The sequence below is a fragment of the Capnocytophaga bilenii genome, from assembly GCF_017565765.1.
Classification (GTDB): domain Bacteria; phylum Bacteroidota; class Bacteroidia; order Flavobacteriales; family Flavobacteriaceae; genus Capnocytophaga; species Capnocytophaga bilenii.
The window spans coordinates 166,693-188,942 of record NZ_JAGDYP010000004.1; the positions used below are offsets into that span (position 1 = coordinate 166,693).

Annotated in this window: 19 protein-coding genes and 1 tRNA gene; 17 read left to right on the plus strand and 3 right to left on the minus strand. The window is 40.5% G+C overall.

Features of this window, described 5'->3' with window-relative positions:
* Nucleotides 1-36 precede the first annotated feature (36 nt).
* The gene (locus J4N46_RS06660) at nt 37-1,626 is read left to right on the plus strand and encodes a DUF3137 domain-containing protein (RefSeq protein WP_208058651.1); all 1,590 of its coding nucleotides are present in this window, start codon (nt 37-39) and stop codon (nt 1,624-1,626) included.
* An 11-nt stretch (nt 1,627-1,637) separates the two neighbouring features.
* Nucleotides 1,638-2,195 carry a LemA family protein gene (locus J4N46_RS06665; protein ID WP_208058652.1) on the plus strand — a complete coding sequence of 186 codons (558 nt, stop codon included), beginning with the start codon at nt 1,638-1,640 and terminating at the stop codon, nt 2,193-2,195.
* Between the two features lie 178 nt (nt 2,196-2,373).
* Here the strand turns inward: J4N46_RS06665 and trpA are convergent, their stop codons facing one another.
* Together trpA and trpB are read right to left on the minus strand one after the other, a co-directional pair.
* Nucleotides 2,374-3,135: a tryptophan synthase subunit alpha gene (gene trpA, locus J4N46_RS06670; protein ID WP_208058653.1), complete on the minus strand. Its 762-nt coding sequence runs from the start codon at nt 3,133-3,135 to the stop codon at nt 2,374-2,376.
* Nucleotides 3,128-4,330, minus strand: coding sequence for a tryptophan synthase subunit beta (gene trpB, locus J4N46_RS06675; protein ID WP_208058654.1), 1,203 nt, complete (start codon nt 4,328-4,330; stop codon nt 3,128-3,130). Before trpB ends, trpA begins: the two co-directional genes overlap by 8 nt.
* Nucleotides 4,331-4,534: 204 nt before the next feature.
* On the opposite strand from trpB, the gene J4N46_RS06680 reads away from it, so the two are divergent.
* The 12 genes from J4N46_RS06680 (at nt 4,535) to J4N46_RS06735 (ending at nt 16,677) form a co-directional block, all read left to right on the plus strand.
* Nucleotides 4,535-7,576 (plus strand): SusC/RagA family TonB-linked outer membrane protein, encoded by a 3,042-nt coding sequence (locus J4N46_RS06680; protein WP_208058655.1) that lies wholly within the window; start codon nt 4,535-4,537, stop codon nt 7,574-7,576.
* A 12-nt stretch (nt 7,577-7,588) separates the two neighbouring features.
* A complete protein-coding gene (locus J4N46_RS06685) occupies nt 7,589-9,094 on the plus strand; it encodes a RagB/SusD family nutrient uptake outer membrane protein (RefSeq protein ID WP_208058656.1) in 1,506 nt (501 codons plus the stop codon).
* Nucleotides 9,095-9,205: 111 nt separating this feature from the next.
* A complete protein-coding gene (locus J4N46_RS06690) occupies nt 9,206-10,420 on the plus strand; it encodes a DUF6051 family protein (protein WP_208058657.1) in 1,215 nt (404 codons plus the stop codon).
* A gap of 113 nt (nt 10,421-10,533) precedes the next feature.
* Complete coding sequence (locus tag J4N46_RS06695) at nt 10,534-11,295, plus strand: TatD family hydrolase (protein WP_208058658.1); 762 nt, start codon at nt 10,534-10,536, stop codon at nt 11,293-11,295.
* Between the two features lie 84 nt (nt 11,296-11,379).
* Entirely contained in the window at nt 11,380-12,507 is a 1,128-nt protein-coding gene (locus tag J4N46_RS06700; RefSeq protein WP_208058659.1) for a 1-acyl-sn-glycerol-3-phosphate acyltransferase, read from the plus strand.
* On the plus strand, nt 12,497-13,528 hold the full coding sequence (locus J4N46_RS06705) for an asparaginase (protein WP_009416582.1): 1,032 nt from the start codon (nt 12,497-12,499) through the stop codon (nt 13,526-13,528). Before J4N46_RS06700 ends, J4N46_RS06705 begins: the two co-directional genes overlap by 11 nt.
* Before the next feature lie 60 nt (nt 13,529-13,588).
* Nucleotides 13,589-13,675, plus strand: a tRNA-Ser gene (locus J4N46_RS06710).
* A gap of 49 nt (nt 13,676-13,724) precedes the next feature.
* A complete protein-coding gene (locus J4N46_RS06715) occupies nt 13,725-14,456 on the plus strand; it encodes a MotA/TolQ/ExbB proton channel family protein (RefSeq protein WP_208058660.1) in 732 nt (243 codons plus the stop codon).
* Between the two features lie 28 nt (nt 14,457-14,484).
* Nucleotides 14,485-14,916, plus strand: coding sequence for a hypothetical protein (locus tag J4N46_RS06720; protein ID WP_208058661.1), 432 nt, complete (start codon nt 14,485-14,487; stop codon nt 14,914-14,916).
* Nucleotides 14,917-14,925: 9 nt separating this feature from the next.
* A complete protein-coding gene (locus tag J4N46_RS06725; RefSeq protein ID WP_208058662.1) occupies nt 14,926-15,540 on the plus strand; it encodes an ExbD/TolR family protein in 615 nt (204 codons plus the stop codon).
* 11 nt (nt 15,541-15,551) lie between these two features.
* A complete protein-coding gene (locus J4N46_RS06730; RefSeq protein ID WP_009416586.1) occupies nt 15,552-16,031 on the plus strand; it encodes an ExbD/TolR family protein in 480 nt (159 codons plus the stop codon).
* Between the two features lie 94 nt (nt 16,032-16,125).
* On the plus strand, nt 16,126-16,677 hold the full coding sequence (locus tag J4N46_RS06735; RefSeq protein WP_208058663.1) for an outer membrane beta-barrel protein: 552 nt from the start codon (nt 16,126-16,128) through the stop codon (nt 16,675-16,677).
* Between the two features lie 72 nt (nt 16,678-16,749).
* Here the strand turns inward: J4N46_RS06735 and J4N46_RS06740 are convergent, their stop codons facing one another.
* Nucleotides 16,750-19,005 carry a helix-turn-helix domain-containing protein gene (locus tag J4N46_RS06740; RefSeq protein ID WP_208058664.1) on the minus strand — a complete coding sequence of 752 codons (2,256 nt, stop codon included), beginning with the start codon at nt 19,003-19,005 and terminating at the stop codon, nt 16,750-16,752.
* Nucleotides 19,006-19,089: 84 nt separating this feature from the next.
* On the opposite strand from J4N46_RS06740, the gene J4N46_RS06745 reads away from it, so the two are divergent.
* Genes J4N46_RS06745 through J4N46_RS06755 form a run of 3 tightly spaced genes read left to right on the plus strand, consistent with a single transcriptional unit; the run spans nt 19,090 to nt 22,248 of the window.
* The gene (locus J4N46_RS06745; RefSeq protein WP_009416589.1) at nt 19,090-19,584 is read left to right on the plus strand and encodes a Fur family transcriptional regulator; all 495 of its coding nucleotides are present in this window, start codon (nt 19,090-19,092) and stop codon (nt 19,582-19,584) included.
* Nucleotides 19,585-19,590: 6 nt separating this feature from the next.
* Nucleotides 19,591-20,862: an adenylosuccinate synthase gene (locus J4N46_RS06750; protein WP_208058665.1), complete on the plus strand. Its 1,272-nt coding sequence runs from the start codon at nt 19,591-19,593 to the stop codon at nt 20,860-20,862.
* A gap of 18 nt (nt 20,863-20,880) precedes the next feature.
* Nucleotides 20,881-22,248 carry a suppressor of fused domain protein gene (locus tag J4N46_RS06755; RefSeq protein WP_208058666.1) on the plus strand — a complete coding sequence of 456 codons (1,368 nt, stop codon included), beginning with the start codon at nt 20,881-20,883 and terminating at the stop codon, nt 22,246-22,248.
* The last annotated feature ends 2 nt before the right edge of the window (nt 22,249-22,250 follow it).

Sequence of the window (22,250 nt, forward strand, 5' to 3'; positions counted from 1 at the left end):
TGGGCAGCCTCAATTTTTTAAAACAAACATTTAATAATGAATATTACAGAAGCTAAAGCACTCGTACTACAAGAGTGCCAACGTGAAAAGAAAATTACCATCCGCAACCTTGTAGTGGTTGCGGTTTTGGTTCTAATAGTAGTGGTTTTGGTGGTACTTTACGCACTGCCTTTTGTAACCCAATTTGCCAGCAACCTTGCCAGCTCTGCCAACGAAAATCAGCCTTTTTATTACAAACTTATTATCCCATTGGTGATAGTAATGTCGTTATACTATCCTGTGATGCGCACTTGGACTGTATTCAATAGAAGGAAAAAGGTAGATGAGTTTTTTGCACAATTGGAACAAGGTGCTGAAGCGCGTATCCATAACGAAATTGAAAGTTACCTTACTGTAATTCCTTTAGGAAAAATAAAATTTCAAATGGATGCTGTAACGCTCTTGCAGGTATCTATAGGCAGCAAAAACTACGAATTGCCCATCTATAAATACGCAGCAGCTGATGTGAAACGTGCTTTGAGCGCACCACAAGGTAGCGAAACTTACGACCAAGTGATGAAAGAGCTCTTCAATAAAGAAGCGACCACGGCTACCAGTGCCGCAACTACAACTAATGAGCCTCCTATTACCTTGAAACCTGTAGAGGAATTTAGGCATTATGCCCAAGAGCATCTTGCTACTGACCTTACCGCTATGGAACAGGGGCGCAGCACTAGCAAAAATATGTTGTACATACAGATGGCTTTTGCCATAGGGATAGTGGCTTTGGTGTTCTTTTTGTTTTCATCGGGGGTGTTCTCAGCAGGCAATTCTACTGGCGTATTTATACTGATAGGGGGCTTTGTAGGGGTAACATTCTTGTGGAGTATGTTCTCTAAACGCTATGCTCAAAACAAAATGGCGGGTACTGCCGATTATACCCAAGTAAAAAGCAAAGTGTTTGGCAAGTTGGTACATTACATCAGCGATAATTTCCAATACTTTGAAAAGGGACACGTGAATATAGGCGAATTCTTGTCGTCATACCTCTTTAAAGTGGAGCGTTACAACATCACAGGGGGCGACCAAATAGTGGGTAGATACAACGGCGTGCCTTTCCAATCGTGTAACCTTTCGGTTACTTATCGCCCGAACCTGCGCAACGAAAAAGAAGGCGATGATGTGGCTTTCTACGGCAATTTCTTTATGGCTCGTTCGCCTAAAACCTTTGAGCACCCTATTGTTATTCACCCTAAAAAGAGTTTTTGGGGCGATATGAAGGACAACGAAATAAGTACTTATTTGAATATTGGAGGTGAAAAAATACGCCTTGAAGACCCTGAGTTTCAAAAGCTATTTGAGGTGTATTGCGATGACCAAATAACAGCGCGCTATGTGCTTACACCTGCCTTTATGGAACGCCTTAAAAAGCTGAACGAAAAGCACAAAGGCGAGGTGTATATAGGTATTAATAATGACAATATAGTTATAGCTACCAATCGTGGCAATGCCCTTATGAAAGCTGACTACTCGCCTACGGCTATGCTTTTCCAAAAGATAGATTTGGCAATGGTGGAAGATGTATATAGCGAGCTGGTAGCTCAATTGCAAATGATTGATACTTTGAAATTAGCAGATAACAAATAAACGTAAGAAAAATGATAGCAATAATTGTAGCGATTGCTATTGTTGTACTGCCACTGTTATACATAGTAGTACAATACAATAGCATTACCCGTAGGCGTAACCAGATAGAGAATGCGATCTCGTCATTAGATTCGCTATTTATACAGCGTGCTGACTTGATACCTAACTTGGTAGAGACGGTAAAACAATACGCTAATTTTGAGAAGGAAACACTCACCAAGATAGCCGAGCTTCGCCGTCCTAAAACTATAGGGGATATTACGGAGAACGATAACCCTTATGTGCAGACTGATGAGGCTACGGTATCGCTAAAATCGTTTATGTTGCAGGCAGAGGCTTATCCTGACTTGAAGAGTAGTACGCAATTTACCTACTTGCAACGCCAGCTTACTGATTGTGAAGAACAAATAGCAGCAGGACGCCGATATTTGAGTGCCTCTATTACGGATTATAACGATAAAATAGTGGTGTTCCCGTCTAATCTTATCGCTTCTCTTTTTGGGCTGAAGAAATACCAATGGCAATATGCTACTAAAGAGCAACGCGAAGCTGTGAAAGTAAAGTTTTAAGTTAAAAAAGAGGCTGTTCGAAAAGTTTTGTTTTTAAAGTAAAAATCTTATTAACAGATGAAGTATTTTCTATAACTATCTGATTATTAACATCCCCCCCTTCCCCCCTTCAAAAGGGGGGGAGATGATGCAGTTATACTATTAAAGACTTTTTGAACAGCTTTTTTACAGCTTTTTTTTAATTTTTAAATAGAGTATTGATAGCTTCTATAGTTTCTTTTACGCTATGCTGTGCTGTGAGTGCTACGATGCTGGTGCCTACAATTACGGCATCGGCATATTGGCGCATTTGTGCTACATCGGCTTGTGTTTTGATTCCAAAACCTAAAGCTATAGGTAGGTGGGTTTGCTGCCTAATATCTTCTACAAAGGAGGCTAATCGGGGTAGGGCTACTTGCTGGCTGCCCGTAACGCCCAATGAACCTACAGCATAAATAAAACCATCACCTAAACGGGCAATCTTCTTTATTCTCTCGCCCGAAGTAACGCTTACTAAAGGAATAAAGGCTAATTGTTTTTCCCTGAGGAGGCTTACTACTTCATCGGCTTCTTCATAAGGCAAATCGGGAATGATAAGTCCGCTGATACCTACCGCTGCGCATTTATCAATAAAAGCCGCTACCCCATAAGCTAATACGAGATTGTAATAGACCAAGAAGACGAGTGGTTTTTGCACTTCTCCTTTTACTTCGGCTAATAGATTGAAAACGGTATCGGTAGTAACGCCTGCCTGTGAGGCTGTGAAAGAGGCTTGCGAAATGAGTTTGCCATCGGCTAGAGGGTCGGAGTAGGGGATACCTATTTCTAAAATATCAATAGCTGAATGGTTGAGATTTTGCAAGAACTCTTTGGTGAAGGTTACGCTGGGGTATCCTGCTACGATGTAGCCGATGTTTACTTTTTGTTGTTGAGCGAAGATACTTTGTATATTATTAGTCATAATGTTCGTTTTTTAGGATTGAAAATACGGTGTGCATATCTTTGTCGCCTCTTCCTGAAACGTTTACTACGATGTTTTGAGGCTGCCCAGCAGGTAGGGTGGGGCATAGCTTGCTGAGGTAGGCTAAGGCGTGTGCACTTTCTATGGCAGGGATGATGCCTTCTTGCTGGGTAGTGAGCAAGAGGGCTTCCATAGCCTCGTCATCGGTGATGGGGGCATAGGTTACTCGCCCTGATTGGAACAGATGGGCGTGCTGAGGTCCTACCCCTGGGTAATCTAATCCTGCAGAAATGGAGTGTACGGGGCTTATTTGTCCGTATTTATCTTGTAGGACATAGGTTTTCATACCGTGTATGATTCCTTCTTTGCCCAAAGTGAGGCTAGCGGCGTGCTCATCAGTATCAATACCTTTGCCGCCTGCCTCTACGCCATAGAGTTTTACGGAGGGGTCATTGAGGAAAGCCGAAAAAATGCCAATGGCATTGCTGCCCCCGCCTACGCAGGCGATAATGTGTTGCGGCTTGATGCCGAGTGTAGCGAGTTGTTGCTGGGTTTCGTTGCCAATCACCGACTGGAAGTCGCGGACGATAGCAGGGTAGGGGTGGGGTCCTACTGCCGAGCCGATAACGTAAAACACTTCTTCTATTTGAGCTACCCAAGCTTGTATAGCAGCGGTGGTGGCTTCTTTGAGCGTTTGTAGTCCGTCAGTAATAGCTACCACTTTAGCACCGAGTAGTTCCATACGGAAAACGTTTAGTTTTTGTCGTTCTATATCGGTAGCTCCCATATAGATGTTGCATTCTAATCCTAAAAGGGCGGCTGCGGTGGCAGTGGCTACGCCGTGTTGCCCAGCGCCGGTTTCGGCAATGACTTTCTTTTTGCCCATACGTTTGGCGAGGAGTACTTGTCCTAATGCATTGTTGATTTTGTGTGCGCCTGTATGGTTGAGGTCTTCGCGCTTTAGGTAGATATGGTGTTGGTAGTGTTGGCTTAGGTTTTTGGCATAGTAGAGCGGTGTAGGTCGCCCTACGTAGTTTTTGAGTAGGTCGTTGAGTTGTTCAGAAAAAGAGGGGTCTTTTTTAGCTTCGTTATAGGCGTTTTCTAGTGAAGTGAGTGCAAACATAGCGGTTTCGGGGACGAACTGTCCGCCGAAGTTGCCGTAATAAGCCTTGTTGTTTTTGTGATTATTGTTCATTGTTCTTAAATTTGCGACAAAGATACGGAATATATGTTAATAAAGACTTGTTACTTGTGATTTATTTTATACCTTTGCGGCTGTTTTTAAAAATTAGCAAATTAGCAAATTTGAGAATTAGGGAATTAGCAAATTTGAGAATTTGATAGAAATAAATAACTGATTAATAAATAAATAACTAATTAATAAACAATCATAATAGCGATGAACATTTTGAAGCGATTTTGCTTATGGGCATTGTGCTTATTGCCGCTACTAGCGGGGGCACAAAGCGTAGATTTACAGGGGACTGTAAAGGATACGAAAGGTGAGCCCTTATTGGGGGTTTTTATTTTGGTGAAGGGTACCCAACGAGGTGCTACTACTGATTTTGATGGTAACTACAGTTTGCAAGCAAATGTAGGGGATGTGCTTAAGTTTTCATTTTTGGGGCTTAAGACGGTAGAAAAGAAAGTAGCAGCAGGGGTTACCCATATAAATATTACAATGGAAGACGATGTGCAAGAACTGGAAGGTACAGTAGTAACGGGCTACGGGGGCAAGAAGATAGCCAGCCGTACGGTAGCATCGGTAGCCACAGTGCAGGGAAAAGAATTTGCACAAACGCCTAACGCCAATGCCATTGACGCACTACAAGGGAAAGTAGCGGGGATGGTGGTTACCACTGAATCTGGAAAACCAGGGGCTGGCTCTTCGGTATTGATACACGGGCTGAATACTTATTTTTCGGTATTTGACCCTAAAATAGTGTCAGAACCTTTATACGTAGTGGATGGAGCTACTGTAAGTGGTGATATAATGACGATGTATAACCCTAATGACATAGAGAGTGTAACGGTACTAAAAGACGCTGCTTCTACTTCTATTTACGGGGCACGTGCTGCCAATGGGGTAATACTCATCACTACTAAAAAAGGAAAACGCAATGAGCGTACTAATGTTACTATCAGTCACCAATTAGGTTTCTCTATCCCTACCAATGTGATGAATAAGTTTTTTGACAATATGGTTACGCCCCGCGAATATATGGACTTTTGGATCAAAAAGGAACCAAGAGCAATTACTTCATTGGGCAGACGCTTGGGGTATACCGAGACGACACCAGAAGCTATTACTGATAGAATATTGGCAGAAAACCCACACAATACCCGTTGGGATAAGGTTTTCTTTCACGGGTATGCACCAGTTTCGCGTACCGATATATCTTTATCGGGTGGGAGTTTAAACACTTCGTATTACTTATCGTTTGGCTATTTAGACCAACAGGGGATGAAAACGCGTTCTGCTTACCAGCGTTATACACTTAATGCGAATATAGATACCCAAGTGGCAGAATGGCTAAAGGCGGGAATTTCAGTTTCGTTAGGGCATAGTAGTGCAGAGAGTGTAGCAGGCGATGCTTCTACCGATATTTTATCATTGCCTATTTATTCACCTACCGATAACAAAGGCAAACGAAAAGATTATATTTTCTCAATCTTGGGAGTAGAACAAGGTTTTTACCACCCCGATTATTTGGCTGAAAAACGTCCTGGTGATAGTTATGGAGAGAATATTATGCCTATAGGTTATTTGCAAATAGAACCAATTAAAAACCTGACTTTTAAAACACAATTGGGGATACAATACAATATAGGTGAGGGATACAACCGAAATTTGCCTTCTTTTGTGGAATATCGTGGGACAGGTGAAACAGTATCAAGCGCCTCTCGTAATATCAATAAGAACTTGCAACGTACCTATACCAACTTATTGGAATACAAATGGAATATAGCGAATTTGCACAATTTTGATTTTCTTTTAGGACAAGAGTCGTTGGAATCAGTAGGACGTTCGTTTAGCGGAAGGTCATTAGGACAGCCATCGGACGGGCTAATGATGCTAAGTCTCGGAACCCAACAATTGGAATTGAAAGATAGCCAAGAGGAAAGTGGTTTTAACTCTTATTTTGGACGAGTGGAATATTCGTATAAAAACCGTTACTTTTTAGACCTATCGGCACGCCGTGATGGCTCATCGGCATTTGGGGCTAATAACCGGTATGCCAACTTTTGGGCGTTTGGAGCGATGTGGAAGCTAAAAGAAGAGGCATTTTTGAAACAAGTAGACTGGCTTACCAGCTTAGACTTGCGCTTTAGTACTGGACTTTCGGGTAATTCATCTATAGGGCAATATAACAACAGAACTCTTATAAGCCCGTCTAACAATTACAGAGAGCGTCCTGGTTATTTTCTTTCATCACTTGGCAACCCCGATATTATGTGGGAGGAACAACAAAAAACGACTTTGGGGCTGAATGTTTCTATAATGAAAGGAACCAACCTGAATGTAGAAGTGTATGAACGTAACACTTATAAAACGCTTGGAAGAGGTTATATCAATTCGGCTTCGGGCTTTACCTTTATTTCTGACAATATAGGCAATATGCAGAACCGAGGGATAGATATTACCTTCTCTACCATTGCTTATAGAAGCCAAAACAACGACTGGAATATACGTCCGTATTTCAATATGAACTACAATCAACAAAAAGTAAAGTCGTTGCACCTAAACAAGGAGTTTTTTGCGAATAGTTTTAATTATGCGGGTTATAAGCTAAATGAGGAATTGCAATGGGCAATGCCTATATTTAAAGGTTTAGACAAGAATGGTTATGCACAATGGTATTTACCTAAAGAGAACTATATGGAGCAACAAACAGATGATAGCAAGGTTACCTATCAGTACGATCCGAAAAAATTGATGCAAAATACTAATAAGAAAATGTTTGCCCCAGTGAATGGAGGCTTTGGGCTTACCGCTACATACCGCAATGTATCGTTAGATTTGGCATTTTCTTATTCGTTGGGCAAATGGATGATAAATGAAGATAGGTATTATACCCTTAACCCAGGTGTTTTTGGTACGAAAAACTTTAGCCGAGAATTGCTAAACTATTGGAAACAAGAGGGCGATGATACCGAAATACCAGCACTAAACAGCTCACGCTTTATGGAGAAGGATACGCGCTTATTGGAGAATGCTTCGTATGTGCGATTGAAGAGTTTGGGCTTGAGCTATTCGTTGCCACAACAGGCTATTGAAGATATGCGTTTCTTTACAGGAGTACGTTTGTACGCTTCGGCACGTAACCTCTTTACTATTACCAAATATACAGGAGCAGATCCTGAATTTGCAAATACAATATCACGTGGGGGTTACCCACCTACTCGTCAGTTTACTATAGGTGTAGAACTTAAATTTTAAAAAGAAAAGCAAATGAAAAAAATACTATATATAACATCTTTACTGTTGGTTATTAGTGTGTTGCCAACGGCTTGTGCCCGTTTAGATTTAGAACCTTATAACGAGGTAGATGAGAGCAAAACCTTTAACAGTAAGCGCGATGCTGAGCTGTGGGTGAATGGAATGTACAATGCCTTGCGCGATGCTAACCAAGGAAAACAGATGTACGCTTCGGACGTGCAAGCTGATTACCTAAATGCTGCACAGGGGATGGAAAAAGTGCCTAATATGCACCGCTGGTCGCTTTTTAATACTTCAGAAGAAACAACAGCTACCATTTGGAAAGAACGTTTTTTGATTATTCAGGATATAAATATTGCCCTTAAAGGCTTTCCTAAAATACCTGAACAAAATGAAATAAAAGGACTTACGGGAGCGTTGTACTTAGGGCGTGCTTATTGTTATACCTATTTGGTTACTCACTTTTGTAAGCCTTACAAAGCTGCTACAGCTGCTACCGATTTAGGTTTGCCTATTCTTACTGATACTACGCTTAAGAACTTTCCTCCTCGTAGTAGTGTGAAAGATACTTATGCCTTTATCTTGAGTGATATTGCCCAAGCGGAAACCTTATTGGCTTCTGAAACTGGTGAGGAGGGAGCTGATACTTTTACCATAGATGCGGTAAAAGCCCTAAAAGCACGTGTATTACTTTACCAAAATGATTGGGCACAAGCATACCAAGTGGCAGAACAGCTTATTGCTACAGGACATTACCCCTTAGCAAGTTCGGCAACGGCTTTTGGGAAAATATGGACAGAAGATAGCAATACCGAAAACATCACTCAACTATATGCTGCTATTAGTGCAGGAGTATCGGAAGTTTCAAATAATACGAATGACCTTTACTTATCAGAACAAGAAAGTTTCTTTATACCAGGACAAATAGAGGCGAGCCCTAATGTGCTACCTACACAAGATTTTGTAGATTTATTTGAGGCTGACGACTGGCGCAAAGATGTGTTTTTAAAATCGGTAGATATAGGTTTCTTTAGTCTTTATGCGGTAAATAAATACCCTAGGAATGAAAAATTGGAGCTTGCTAATAGTGTTTTCTTTTACTACGGACATAAGGCAAAACTCTTCCGTATAGCCGAAACCTACCTCATAGCTGCTGAAGCAGCTTTTAAGAATAATGACGAAACGAATGCTAAGCGCTATTTGAATTTATTGCGTGCAGCACGTGGACTAGCAGCGGTAACTACTACAGGTAACGACCTTTTTACCGATATACAAAACGAACGCAGTCGTGAGCTTTGTTTTGAAGACTTTAGGCTGTATGACCTTAGTCGTTGGGGACTGCCTGTAAAGCGCGGTACTCCTCAGGACTTGAGCTCTATCAGAAGTACCCCAGCCGAAGACTACAATGAGCTCAATATACAAGTGGGCAGTGCTTACTATCACAAAATAGTATGGCCTATTCCTGCTGATGATATAGACTACGAACGCGGTAAATGGAAACAGAACCCAGGTTGGTAATAATTAGAGGTTGGTGATTAGTGGTTAGTTTTAATTCATTAAAAGAGTTGCTTTCTAACGACTAATGACTAACCTCCAATTACTGATTACTAATTTCTAATTTATAAAAATATGGAATACTATCAATTACACAACAAACTAAAAGAAGCGTTTGATACAAACAACAATGTGGCATTGCCTGATTTGGGGGTGCGTATCACTCATAACAATTTCTTCTCGGAAGGGGCTAAAAATTACTTGCCCGGTAGTGAACATTTATTTTGCAAAGAGCACAACCTTGCTTTTACCTCGCAAAGTGCTCGTACCCAAGACGATTTGGACTGGGTGGACTATGAAGTGGAGTGCAATATCAGCTTTCAGTATCATATAGTGCAACCTATAGATGATACCCAAGCGAATGGGGTGATTATTGTATTTCACGGGCTGAATGAAAAGAAATGGGACAAGTATTTGCCTTGGGCATACGCCCTTAGTAAGCATACGGGTAAGGCGGTTATCCTTTTTCCGATAGCCTTTCATATGAGTCGTGCGCCTGAACGCTGGAGCTCACGCCAAGAGATGTATGTTATTGCCCAAAAACGTATGGAAGAACATCTTGACAACAGCGAAACTTCCTATGTGAATGCTGCTACAAGTACTCGCTTAGAGGCATATCCGCAAAGGCTATTCTGGTCGGGATTGCAAACGTATAACGATATTGTACAGCTCATTACCGACCTAAGAGCAGGGGTATTGCCTGCTATAGCTTCTACGGCTACAGTAGACCTTTTTGGTTACTCTATAGGTTCGTTTCTCTCGGTAATACTAATGATGGCAAACCCCAAGGGCTATTTTACTAACGCTAAGCTTTTTTGTTTTTGCGGCGGTATGACCATAGACCGTATGTTTCCTATTTCCAAATATATAATGGACGGGCGTGCAGCTATTACGATGCAGAAAACTTTTGCGGAGCTACTGAGTACTAACTTCAAAACTGACCCACGCTTAAAACATTATCAGGATAGTAATTTGCATTTTGAAGAAGGTTGGTTTAAAACGATGTTGCGATATAACTACTACCAAAAGGAGCGAGAAAAACGCTTTTCGCAGTTGGAAAATCAGATAAAAGCTTTGGTATTGGAACAAGACGAAGTAACGCCTCCTATAGAGGCACTCAACACGCTGAAAGGCGGTTATCGGAATATCAATATAGAGATAGAAATAGATGATTTTCAGTATCCTTATACTCATATGAATCCGTTTGCACTCACTACGAAGAATGCTACTGAAGTAACGGAGGCATTTGAGCGGTTTGTAAAATCGGCAACAGAGTTTTATAATAAATGATTAAAATGAAGAAAAACAAAACCCGATAGTTTGATTGCTCAGAGACCTATCGGGAATAAAACTTGGTGCAAAGGTATAAATAATTTTGTAACTAAGTACTAATTAATAAACAAATGATAGATACGCATACACATTTATATTCAGAAGAGTTTGATAAAGATCGTGCTGAGATGATAGCGCGGGCAAAAGCTGCGGGGGTAACGCGTTGCTTTATTCCTGCTATTGATAGCAGTTATACAGAGCGGATGTTTCAACTAAAAAACGAATATCCTGATTATGTGTTCCTGATGAACGGCTTACACCCTTGCAACGTGAAAGAAAACTATAAAGAGGAGCTCACCCACGTAGAAAACTTGATGCCGACACACTCTTTTTGCGCTATTGGCGAAATAGGGATTGACCTTTATTGGGATAAAACTTTTCTCAAAGAGCAACAAGAGGCTTTTGCGTGGCAAATACAGCTGGCTAAAAAACATCAGTTGCCTATAGTGATACACTGTAGGGAGGCTTTTGACGAAGTGTTTGAGGTGCTGGAAAGTGAGAAAGGAGATGACCTCTTTGGTATTTTTCACTGTTTTAGTGGTACGGAAACTCAAGCGCATAGGGCAATTGGCTATGGACTGCACTTAGGGATAGGAGGTGTGGTGACTTTTAAGAATGGGAATATAGATAAGTTTTTGAGAAATATAGATTTGCAGCATATTGTTTTAGAAACTGATAGTCCGTATTTAGCCCCTGTACCTTATAGAGGCAAACGCAACGAAAGTGCTTATATAGTGCAAGTTGCAGATAAGCTGTCGGATATATATGAATTGCCCGTAGATGAAATAAAAAGAATTACGACAGAGAACGCTACAAAAATATTTAAGATTTAATTAGGTATTTTCAAAATTATTTTGTTATTTTGCACTTGTTATAGGATTGATTTTAGTGAAAACAATAGAGCGAAACTTTTGAAAATGGAAGATTATTTTAAGTCTATACGTCCGTATTACGACCACGAGGTACCACAGGCATTACAGCGAATAAAGAAGAATTCATTGATAGCTGCGATGCTTGCTTATGCCTTTCCTAATGATACAGAGGAGGAAAGGATAGCACGGCTCCTTAGTTGCCAAACAGTAGCTGATTTTCAGGTATCTATAATGGTACAAGTGGTGGAAAAAGCAATAGAGAAAAGTATGTCGGGTTTTACCTACGAGGGGTTTGAGTATTTAGACCCTTCGAAGGCTTATGTGTTTATCTCAAATCATCGGGATATTATTCTGGATACTTCGCTGCTAAATGTGGCATTACATAGGAATGGACTTGGAATGACAGCTTCGGCAATGGGTGATAACTTGTTGCGCAAGAGGCATCTAAAAACTTTGGCAATGCTCAATAGGAATATTATCATCTATAGGAGTTTGCCACCACGTGAGGCACTTGAACACTCGCGCTTGGTATCGGAATATATACACGATTGCATTACACATCATAGAAATGTATGGCTGGCGCAACGTGAGGGGCGTACTAAAAACGGTGATGACCGCACGCAGCAAGGGGTGCTGAAAATGCTTTCGCTGAGTGCGCCTGATGATATAACCCCTTTGCAATACCTAAAACAATTGCACTTAGTACCAATGGCTATATCGTATGAATTTGACCCTACGGATGTGCTGAAACTGCCTGCACTGGTAGCTCAACATCAAGGGGTAGCCTATGTAAAATCACAAAAAGAAGATTTTGAGAACATCATACAAGGACTTTTGGGGCAGAAAGGGCGCGTACATATTTCGGTAGGGAAACCACTTAATGAAGCATTGGATGTGATAGAGCAAGAACACAAGCACCTGAATAAACAACTGCAAGCTGTAGCAGAGCGCTTGGATAAAGAAATACATCAGCAATACAAATTGTTTCCTGCCAATTATGTAGCGTATGACCTGCTTCACCAGACTTCAGCCTATAAGGATTATTACAACGAAAAAGAATTTAGGCAATTTGAACGTAGAATGAACAATAGGAGCAAATCGGGGGATATTTCACAAGAAAAGTTCTTGGAGATGTATGCAAACCCTGTAAAAAATAAAACAAATGGAAACTAATAATTCTAAAGTACTACTGATTTATACAGGGGGTACCATTGGAATGATCAAGGATTACGAAACAGGGGTACTTCGCGCCTTTGAATTTGATAATTTGTACAAGCGTATTCCTGAGCTTTCTCATTTAGATTGTGAGATTTCGGTACATTCGTTTGAAAAGGTAATAGATTCATCGGATATGAATCCGAGGCATTGGATAACAATGGCTGAGGTAATAGAACGTGAATACGAACACTACGATGGTTTTGTGGTGCTGCACGGGAGTGATACGATGAGCTATTCGGCATCGGCACTTAGTTTTATGCTGCAGGGGCTTACCAAACCTGTAATATTTACGGGCTCACAACTACCTATAGGTGATTTGCGCACCGATGCTAAGGAAAATCTTATAACATCCATACAATTGGCAGCCCTAAAAGAAAATGGAGTATCGGTAATACAAGAAGTGGGATTGTACTTTGAATATAAACTATATAGGGGTAATCGCACTACGAAGATTAATGCAGAGCAGTTTCGTGCTTTTGCTTCGCCTAATTATCCTATATTGGTGGAGAGTGGGGTGCATCTGAAAGTAATGAAGGAGAATTTGTTGCCACACCCAGTGGGGGAAAAGTTGGAAGTGTGGAAAGAATTTGATACTAATGTAGCTATTATAAAGATGTTTCCGGGGATTACATCTCAATTTTTGGAAGGAGTATTTGCTATAGAGGGGTTGAAGGCGGTAGTACTTGAGACTTATGGTTCGGGGAATGCGCCTACCAATGAAGATTTTTTGAAGGCATTGGAAGGAGCTATAGGCAGAGGGATACATATAGTAAATGTTACACAATGCTCTGGCGGTAGTGTGATAATGGGCAAGTATGAGGCGAGTGAAGGGTTGCGAAAGATGGGAATCATAGATGGGAAAGACATCACGAGCGAGTCGGCAATTACAAAATTAATGATTTTATTATCAAAAAATATTTCTTCTAAAACACTAAAAATCAAGTTTGAAGAAAGTATGGTAGGAGAAATTTCATAAAAAAAACAGAAAAAAATTTGCGAGGTACAAAAAAATTTTGTTACTTTGGCATTTGGAAATAGAGAGGTGTCCGAGTGGTTGAAGGAGTACGCCTGGAAAGTGTATATACACGAGAGTGTATCGAGGGTTCGAATCCCTTCCTCTCTGCCTCGATAGAAATAGTAATTATTAACTAACAATTTAAAAGATTAAACAAATGAGAAAAATGACATCTAAGCTACTATTAGTAGCAATGTTAATCGTAAATGTAGCAGTGGTTAGTGCTCAAGAAGTAGCAGATACTGCACAACAAAGCAAGGGCTTTCACCAAGTATTCAAAGAGCGTTTCATTGAAGGGGGACCTATGTATATGGCGCCAATACTATTGTGCTTGATTATTGGTTTGGCAGTAGCAATAGAAAGGATTATTTACCTTAATATGGCTACAACAAACACCAAGAAACTTCTTGTAGAAATAGAAGGAGCTTTGGAAAGCAAAGGTGTAGAAGGAGCTAAAGAAGTGTGCCGTGATACAAAAGGTCCTGTAGCATCTATATTCTATCAAGGGCTTGATCGTGCCTCAGAGGGTATTGATATGGTAGAGAAATCGGTAGTATCATACGGTGGTGTACAAATGGGGCAATTAGAAAAGAACGTTACTTGGATTTCGTTGTTCATTGCTATTGCACCGATGCTTGGGTTTATGGGTACGGTAATTGGTATGATTGAGGCGTTTGACAAGATTAGTACAGCGGGAGGCTTGGATGCATCATTGATTGCTGGTGATATCAAAGTGGCGTTGCTTACTACAGTATTCGGTCTAATCGTAGCGATGATTTTGCAAGTGTTCTACAACTACATTATCGCTAAGATAGATGCAATTGTAAACGATATGGAAGATGCATCAATCTCATTGATTGATATATTGGTAGCTAAAAAAGTAAAATAATAATAATCACCCATTAAAAAGAGATAATATGTATAAGATAGCAAAATATACAGCACTTGGCTTGGGTGTTATAGGGGTTATTTTATGGGCAGTACTTTCACTATCGGACAATGCTAATAATCCTGAAAATGGGGTAATGGGGGCACTATTTGCACTTACTTACATTTTATTGGCGATAGCATTTGCAGCAGTGTTGGTATCAGGAACATTGAATATCTTGTCTTCACCTAAGGCATTGAAAAAGACGCTTATCTATACAGGGGCATTTGTAGTAGTACTATTGTTGGCATACGTATTCTCATCAGGAGATGTAGAAGCTAATGCGAGCGAAGAGGTAAAGAAAGCAAGTGAGTCTGTAAGGAAATGGACAAGCACAGGTTTAATCGCTTTGTATATATTAGTAGCAGGTGCTATAGTAGCACTAATAGTTTCTAATGTAAAGAAAGCACTAATGAGATAAAAGAATAATATGGCAAAACGTTCAATACCTGAGGTAAATGCAGGGTCTATGGCTGACATCGCTTTCCTTTTGTTGATATTTTTCTTGGTAACAACAACAATAGAAAGCAATTCAGGGATTACTGTAAAATTGCCTCCAAAACAGCCTGCTGACGCACCGGAACCTCCTCCTGTGAAGGAAAAGAATGTGTTGGTAGTGATAGTGAATAAAAACAATCAGTTGCTTATAAATAACAAGATAAGTGAGCTGAAAGATGTAAAACAGACGGCTATAGACTTTTTGGATAATAATGATGATGGTAGCTGCAAGTATTGTAAAGGTGCTGGTAATGACCTTTCATCTGATAATCCGGACAAGGCTATAATATCATTGCGCAACGACCGAGAAACTTCATACAAGACTTATGTTGCGGTGCAAAATGAGCTAGTGAAGGCTTATAATGAGTTGCGTGAGCGAGAAAGAAAGCGTTTGTATCCTAATGAAGTGGAATACAATAAGATGGAAGAGGAGTTTGGTGCAGCTCGTACGCCTAAGGCGCGCAAAGATGCATTGGAGCCTAAAATATTGAAACTGCAGGAGCTTTTCCCAAGAAAGCTGATAGAAACTGCGCCTAAGAAACACTAAAATTAAAGAGTATGTCAAAATTTACGAAAAAGAAGAGTGGTGATTTGCCACCAATCTCTACGGCATCTTTGCCTGACATTATTTTTATGCTTTTGTTTTTCTTTATGACAGTAACGGAGTCAAAAGATAGTGATTTGATGGTTCAGAATAAGTTGCCTGTAGCGGATCAAGTACAGAAGCTGGACAAGAAAGACCCTGTGGTGTATATATACGCTGGGAAGCCTCTACCGAAGTATCAATCTAAATTTGGTGCGAATGCGAAAATACAAGTAAATGATAAATTTATAGATGTAGCAGAAGTGAGTCATTACATACTAAACTATCGTGATGGATTGCGTGAGGAGTTACAAAATATGTTTATTACTGCACTAAAGGTGGATGCTGACACAAATATGGGACTTGTGAGCGATATTCGTGAGAAATTGCAAGATGTGAATGCTCTTAAGCTTTCATACATTGTACACGAGGGCTCTCCACTTAACCAGAAATAGGTTTTTAAATTAATATTGTAGGAAAAGACGTATTATTATTTATGCGTCTTTTTCTATTATAAGGTGAATAATAACAAATTAAATAAAAAAAGAAATGAAGAAGATTTTATTTTTAGTAGGGTTACTTTTTACAGTGGCTACAGCATCAGCGCAGGCTGTTTTGGATAAAGGGGGCTTGCAACTTAATGGTAAATTGGGTATTTCGGGCTGGGGTGTTCCTGTTGCTATAGGGGTTGATTATGGTATTACTCCTGAAATAACAGTGGGCGGTGAGCTTTCGGCTCGTTTTTACAATACAACGGGTTATAAATTTGTAGAAGAAGATTTTGGATATGGAGTGAAAATAAGAAGAGCTAAACCTACTGATTTTACGCACTCTATATTTGGTATTTTTGCTAATGGGAATTATCATTTTCACAAGTTGTTTAAGTTGCCTTCGCAAGTGGATGTGTATGCGGGTGCGAGTTTAGGATTTTTTGTAGCTTCAAATCCTTCGGGCTATGAAGGTAGTAGTTTTTCTGGCTTTGGCTGGGGAATACAAACTGGTGGTCGTTATTTCTTTACTGACAAATTTGGTGTGCTCTTAGAAATAGGAGGTGGCTTGGTGGGTCACGAGATAAAAGCAGGGGTTACCTATAAATTATAATTTGGAGTAATTAAAATAATCAGTTCATAGGAGGGAGGCTATCTAAATGGAAACGTTTAGATAGCTTCTTTTTTATGGGGTTGTTTCTTGTGCTGCTTTGTGGCAGGCTTGGAATAGATGTAGCTGGTTGTAGCTGTATTTATCGCCTGTTTGCTGTATGAAATCTTTGAGGGTGGTATTTTCGGTTTGATTGTTGAAAAAGGTGGTTAGTTCTTGTATTTCATCTTGGTTGAGTATTTGTTGGATAATGGTGGGTGGTAGTTTGCCTTGTGTTACTAATCGTTGTAGGTGGTTGTATATGGTGCTTTCGGTGTATTTTCGTTCTTGGGCGATTTGAGTGATGGTTTTTCCTTCTTGCCAAAGTTGTAGGGTTTGGTCGTAGGTATTTGGTTTTTCTTTTTTTTCGTCTTCTTGATTGGGTTTTGTTTTCTCGGTGAATAGTTGTTCTTTTTCTATTTGTTGTAGGGCTTTTTCAAATAATTGGTTGTATTGTTCGTTTAAGGCTTGGTTGTTTATTTCTTCTTTGGTGAGTGTTTTTTCTTCTTGTAGGAGCTGTATGATTTGTTGTAATTTATAGAGTTTTTTTAGGGTTTCGGATAGGGAATCGTTGAGCTCATAGAGTTCTTTGGTGTATTCTTTTACTTTTTTGAGTTGCTTGATTTTGAGGATTTGGTATATAACTTGGTACCACACTTGGGATAGGAGTGGTATAAAGTAGGAGATGGCTTTTTGGGTTCGTTGGAATATTTGGGTGATGGTGTTGGAGCCAGTGAAATAGGTGTTGAGTTGCTTGGTAAATTTTTGGGCTATTTGGTGGATGTGGTCTATTTGGTGGAGTTGTTGTTGCGCCCAGTTTTTGTGAATATTTTTAGTACCTATTTCGCCGTTGTAACTGTTGGCGTGTATGATCCATTCTTCGAGGAGGGGTTGCCATTGGAATGCTTTGATGATATTGGCTTGCAGGTATTGATTTTTTCCTATTTGGCAGGCTTGTTGTACTTGTTTTTCGGTAGCTTTGTTGTGTGCGTAGGTAATGACTTCTTCGTCGTTGTCGATGCCTTCTTGTGGTATTGGGGAGAGCAATACAAGTCCGGAGAGGGAACGGAGGCGAGAGAAGGCTACGTAGGCTTGTCCTGAGGCGAATACGCTGTTGATGTCGATAATAGCTTTATCGAAGGTGAGACCTTGGCTTTTATGGATGGTGATTGCCCAAGCGAGGCGTAGTGGATATTGTGTGAAGGTGCCGAGTTTTTCTTCTTCTATGTCTTTGGTAAGTTCGTTGGTTTTAAATCGTTTGTTTTCCCATACGTATTGTTCAACGTTGATGGGGTCTTGGCTGTCATCAGGGAGGACTTGGATGTGGTTTTCGGAGAGAGTGACGATGGTACCCATTTTTCCGTTGAAAAATAGGTGTTCGCCAGAGGGGTCGTTTTTGATGAACATTACTCTTGCGCCTTGTTTTAGTTGGATAGTTTTTTCGGTAGGGTAGATGTATTCTGGAAAGTCGTCTATAACGGTGGCTTGGTAGGTGTAGGTGGGTGAGGTGAGTTGTTGCATTTCGTATTGGTTGATAGTATCGGCTTTGTGGTTGTGAGTGGTGAGGGTGATGTAGCTTTTGTCGGTATTTTGTTGGGTAAAATTGGGTTTTACGTGGTCGTTTAGGAATTGTATATCTTGCTGGGTGAGTTTGTTTTCGCGCAGGTGGTTTAGTATGGATATGAATAGGGGGTCGGTTTGCCGGTATATTTTTTCAAGTTCTATGTATAGGAGCGGGTTTTGTGTGATGACTTGCGATTGGAAGAAGTACATTCCTTTGTAATAGTGCTGTAGGACATTCCATTCTTCTTGTTTTACGACTGGGGGAAGCTGTAGTAGGTCGCCTATAAAGAGCATTTGTAAGCCTCCGAAGGGTTGTTTGTTTCGGCGGATGTGTTGTAGGATATGATTGATAGCATCGAGGGTATCGGCGCGTAGCATACTGACTTCGTCTATGATGAGGAGTTCGAGGTTTCTGATGAGTTGTAGTTTCCTTTGTTGCATTTGTGTGTGTGCGAGTATAGACTTTTGGTTTTCAAACCGCTGGTACTGAGGGGTTGGGGGTGGTGTGTATGTGGGTAGGAAGGAGGCGAAGGGCAACTGGAATAGGGAATGTAGGGTTACGCCGCCTGCATTGAGTGCGGCGATGCCTGTGGGCGCTGCTACGATGGTATTTTTATAGGTGGTATTGATAATTTTGTGTAGAAGAGTGGTTTTTCCTGTTCCTGCTTTTCCTGTGAGGAATAGGCTGGTGTTTGTTTGATTGATGAGGGTGAGTATGTATTCTTCCATAGGTTGTTTTATTTGGTGAGGCAAATTTATAAAAAAAATATTGAATATTGAAATAAAAATATTATCTTTGCCACTCAAAATAAAATGACTATGAATAAGCCTGCAACAGAGGAAAGTTTAGAGATAGTAAGGAAGGTTCTTACTAATTATTTGGAGGAGAATGCGCATCGCAAAACTCCTGAGCGGTATGCTATTTTGAAGGAGATTTATGAGTATAATGATCATTTTGACATAGAGACTCTCTATGTGAATATGAAGAATAAGAAGTATAGGGTGAGTCGTGCAACGCTTTACAATACGATGGAATTGTTATTGGAGTGTGGTTTGGTGCGAAAGCATCAGTTTGGGCAGAATCAGGCGTATTATGAGAAGTCGTATTTTGACAAGCAACACGATCACGTGATTCTTACGGATACGGGTGAGATTGTGGAGTTTTGCGATCCTCGTATTCAGACGATTCAGAAGACGATAGAGGAGGTGTTTAACATTGATATTACGCATCATTCTTTGTATTTTTACGGTACACGTAGGGGGGGTGATGGTGTAAAGAAAGCTGAAAAAGTAACTGATAAAGATTAAAATATTATGGCTGTAGATTTATTATTGGGTTTGCAATGGGGGGACGAAGGCAAGGGTAAAATTGTGGACGTTCTAACACAAGGATATGATATTATTGCGCGCTTTCAAGGAGGTCCTAATGCGGGTCATACGCTTGAATTTAATGGTATAAAACACGTGCTTCATACAATTCCTTCGGGGATTTTTCACGAAAGTGCTGTGAATGTGATAGGTAACGGTGTTGTGATAGACCCTGTTATTTTTAGGAAGGAAATTAAGGGGCTCAAGAAATATGGGATTGATTTTGCTGGGCGTTTGCTGATTTCGCGTAAGGCGCACTTGATTTTGCCTACACATAGGTTGCTGGATGCCGCTTCGGAAACTTCTAAGGGAAAGGCTAAGATTGGTTCTACACTTAAGGGTATTGGGCCTACATATATGGATAAAACAGGGCGTAATGGCTTGCGTGTGGGCGATATAGAGCTTGATGATTTTGAGGAGCGTTATCGTGTGCTGGTGGAGAAGCATTTAGAATTGCTTGGACATTATGGCGTGGATATTCAGTTTAATCTTGACGAGCTTGAGGCTGATTTTTTTGCGGCTATTGAGGTGTTGCGTGGCTTTGAACTTATTGATAGTGAGGAGTATTTGTATGGGGCACTGAAGAGTGGCAAGCGAATTTTGGCTGAAGGGGCTCAAGGCTCATTGTTGGATATTGATTTTGGTACTTATCCTTTTGTAACCTCATCAAACACTACGGCTGCGGGTGCTTGTACAGGTTTGGGTGTTGCACCTAATAGTATTGGGCGTGTGATAGGTATTTTTAAGGCTTATACTACACGTGTGGGTAGTGGGCCTTTTCCTACAGAGTTGTTTGATGAAGTGGGTGATACGATGACTGAAGTGGGTAGAGAATATGGTGCTACTACAGGCAGGCGTAGGCGTACGGGCTGGCTGGATTTGGTAGCATTGCGTTATGCGGTTAGGGTGAATGGTGTTACAGAACTTGTGATGATGAAGGCTGATGTGCTAAGTGGTTTTGAGACGCTGAAGGTGTGTACGGAATATTTGTATAAGGGAAAGAAGATTGGGCATTTGCCTTATAATATTGAACCTCAAAATGTATCGCCTGTTTATACTGAATTGAAAGGGTGGCATCAGGATTTGATGGGAATTAAGGAGTATGGAGCACTTCCAAAGGAGCTTTTGGATTATATTGCTTTTTTGGAGAAGGAATTGGAGGTGCCTATTACGCTGGTTTCGGTGGGGCCTGATAGGACACAAACGATTGTGCGTTAGTATTTTAGTATATGGGTTATGGGGAGTATTGTAAGGGATTTTTTGGATACTTTATTGGAGTATGCTACACCTTTAGTGGCTACTTTTAACAAGGGTGCTACGGAGGAGGAGCTTGCGGATTTTGAGACGGAGATGGGGGTGAGGCTTCCTGCGGAGGTTCGGGAGATGTATATGATGTTTAATGGACAGCGTGCGGGGGATAACGATGTGTTTTTTTTGGATGGGTTGCGTTTTCTTCCGTTAGGGGAAATAAAGGTTGCCCAAAGGCATTGGCAGGAATTATTGGAAGAAGTATCTGACTTGAAGTCGCTTAGCTTTGATAAGGAAGAGGCAATAGATATGGGCTGGCATAGGGTGATTAGAAATCAGTTTTATGATGGGAAATGGCTTCCTTTTCTTACAAATGGGGCTCGTTTTTTGTTTATTGATTTGAATCCTGACAAGAATGGCCGGCTGGGACAGATTGCTGAGATTGATCTTTTATTACATTCTGTAAAGGAATCATTTATGGATATTCAGGCTTCTTCGCTTGAAGATTGGCTTGAGGACTTGATAGAGAGTATTGAGGTAGGGATTGTATATTATGATGAGGAGCGTCATTCGCTGGTGGATAGTAGTTTGTACGTAGAAGATGGGCTTGGTATTCCGAATTTCTTTGCACCTGAGCCTGATTATATTTCGGAAGGTGGTTCTAATGTGTATCATTATTCTGATGAGAATTTGAGTGACTGGGTAATTCCTGATAGAGAAAATGTGTATTGTGATGAGATTTGTGCTCATTTTGAGCGTTATATTGGCAAAGAGGAAGGTGTATTCAGAGATTTAAAGCCTGAATATGTGCATATAGATGTGCATTGGATTGCACCAACGCCTGATAGACCTTATCACGTACTTTTTACTACAGGAATGAGTGATTACCCGATGTATTTACCACAAAATTTAGAAGACCCTAATGACTATAGCTACGCCGAACTGATGGTGTATTTGCCTGAAGATTGGAAAATTGGCGATGAGGCATTTGAGGATTTTAATAATTACTGGCCTATTTATTTTATGAAGATGTTGGCACGCTTTCCGCATCAATATAAAACTTGGATGGGTGAGGGGCATACAATTCCTAATGGGAATGATGCTGCACCTATAGCAAATACAGATTTTGGGTGCCTGCTTTTATTACCTCCATACACTATGGAAGATAAAGACTTCTTGAAGCTTACCACTGAAGATGGCACTACGATTAATTTTTATGCTATTATACCTATTTACAACGAAGAGATGGAGGTTAAATTGGAAAAGGGGCTGGAGCCTCTTCTTTTGCTTTTTGACAATTATAAGGTGAAAGAGCTGATTGACACTCACAGGAGGAATGTGGCTCTTGATAAATAGGG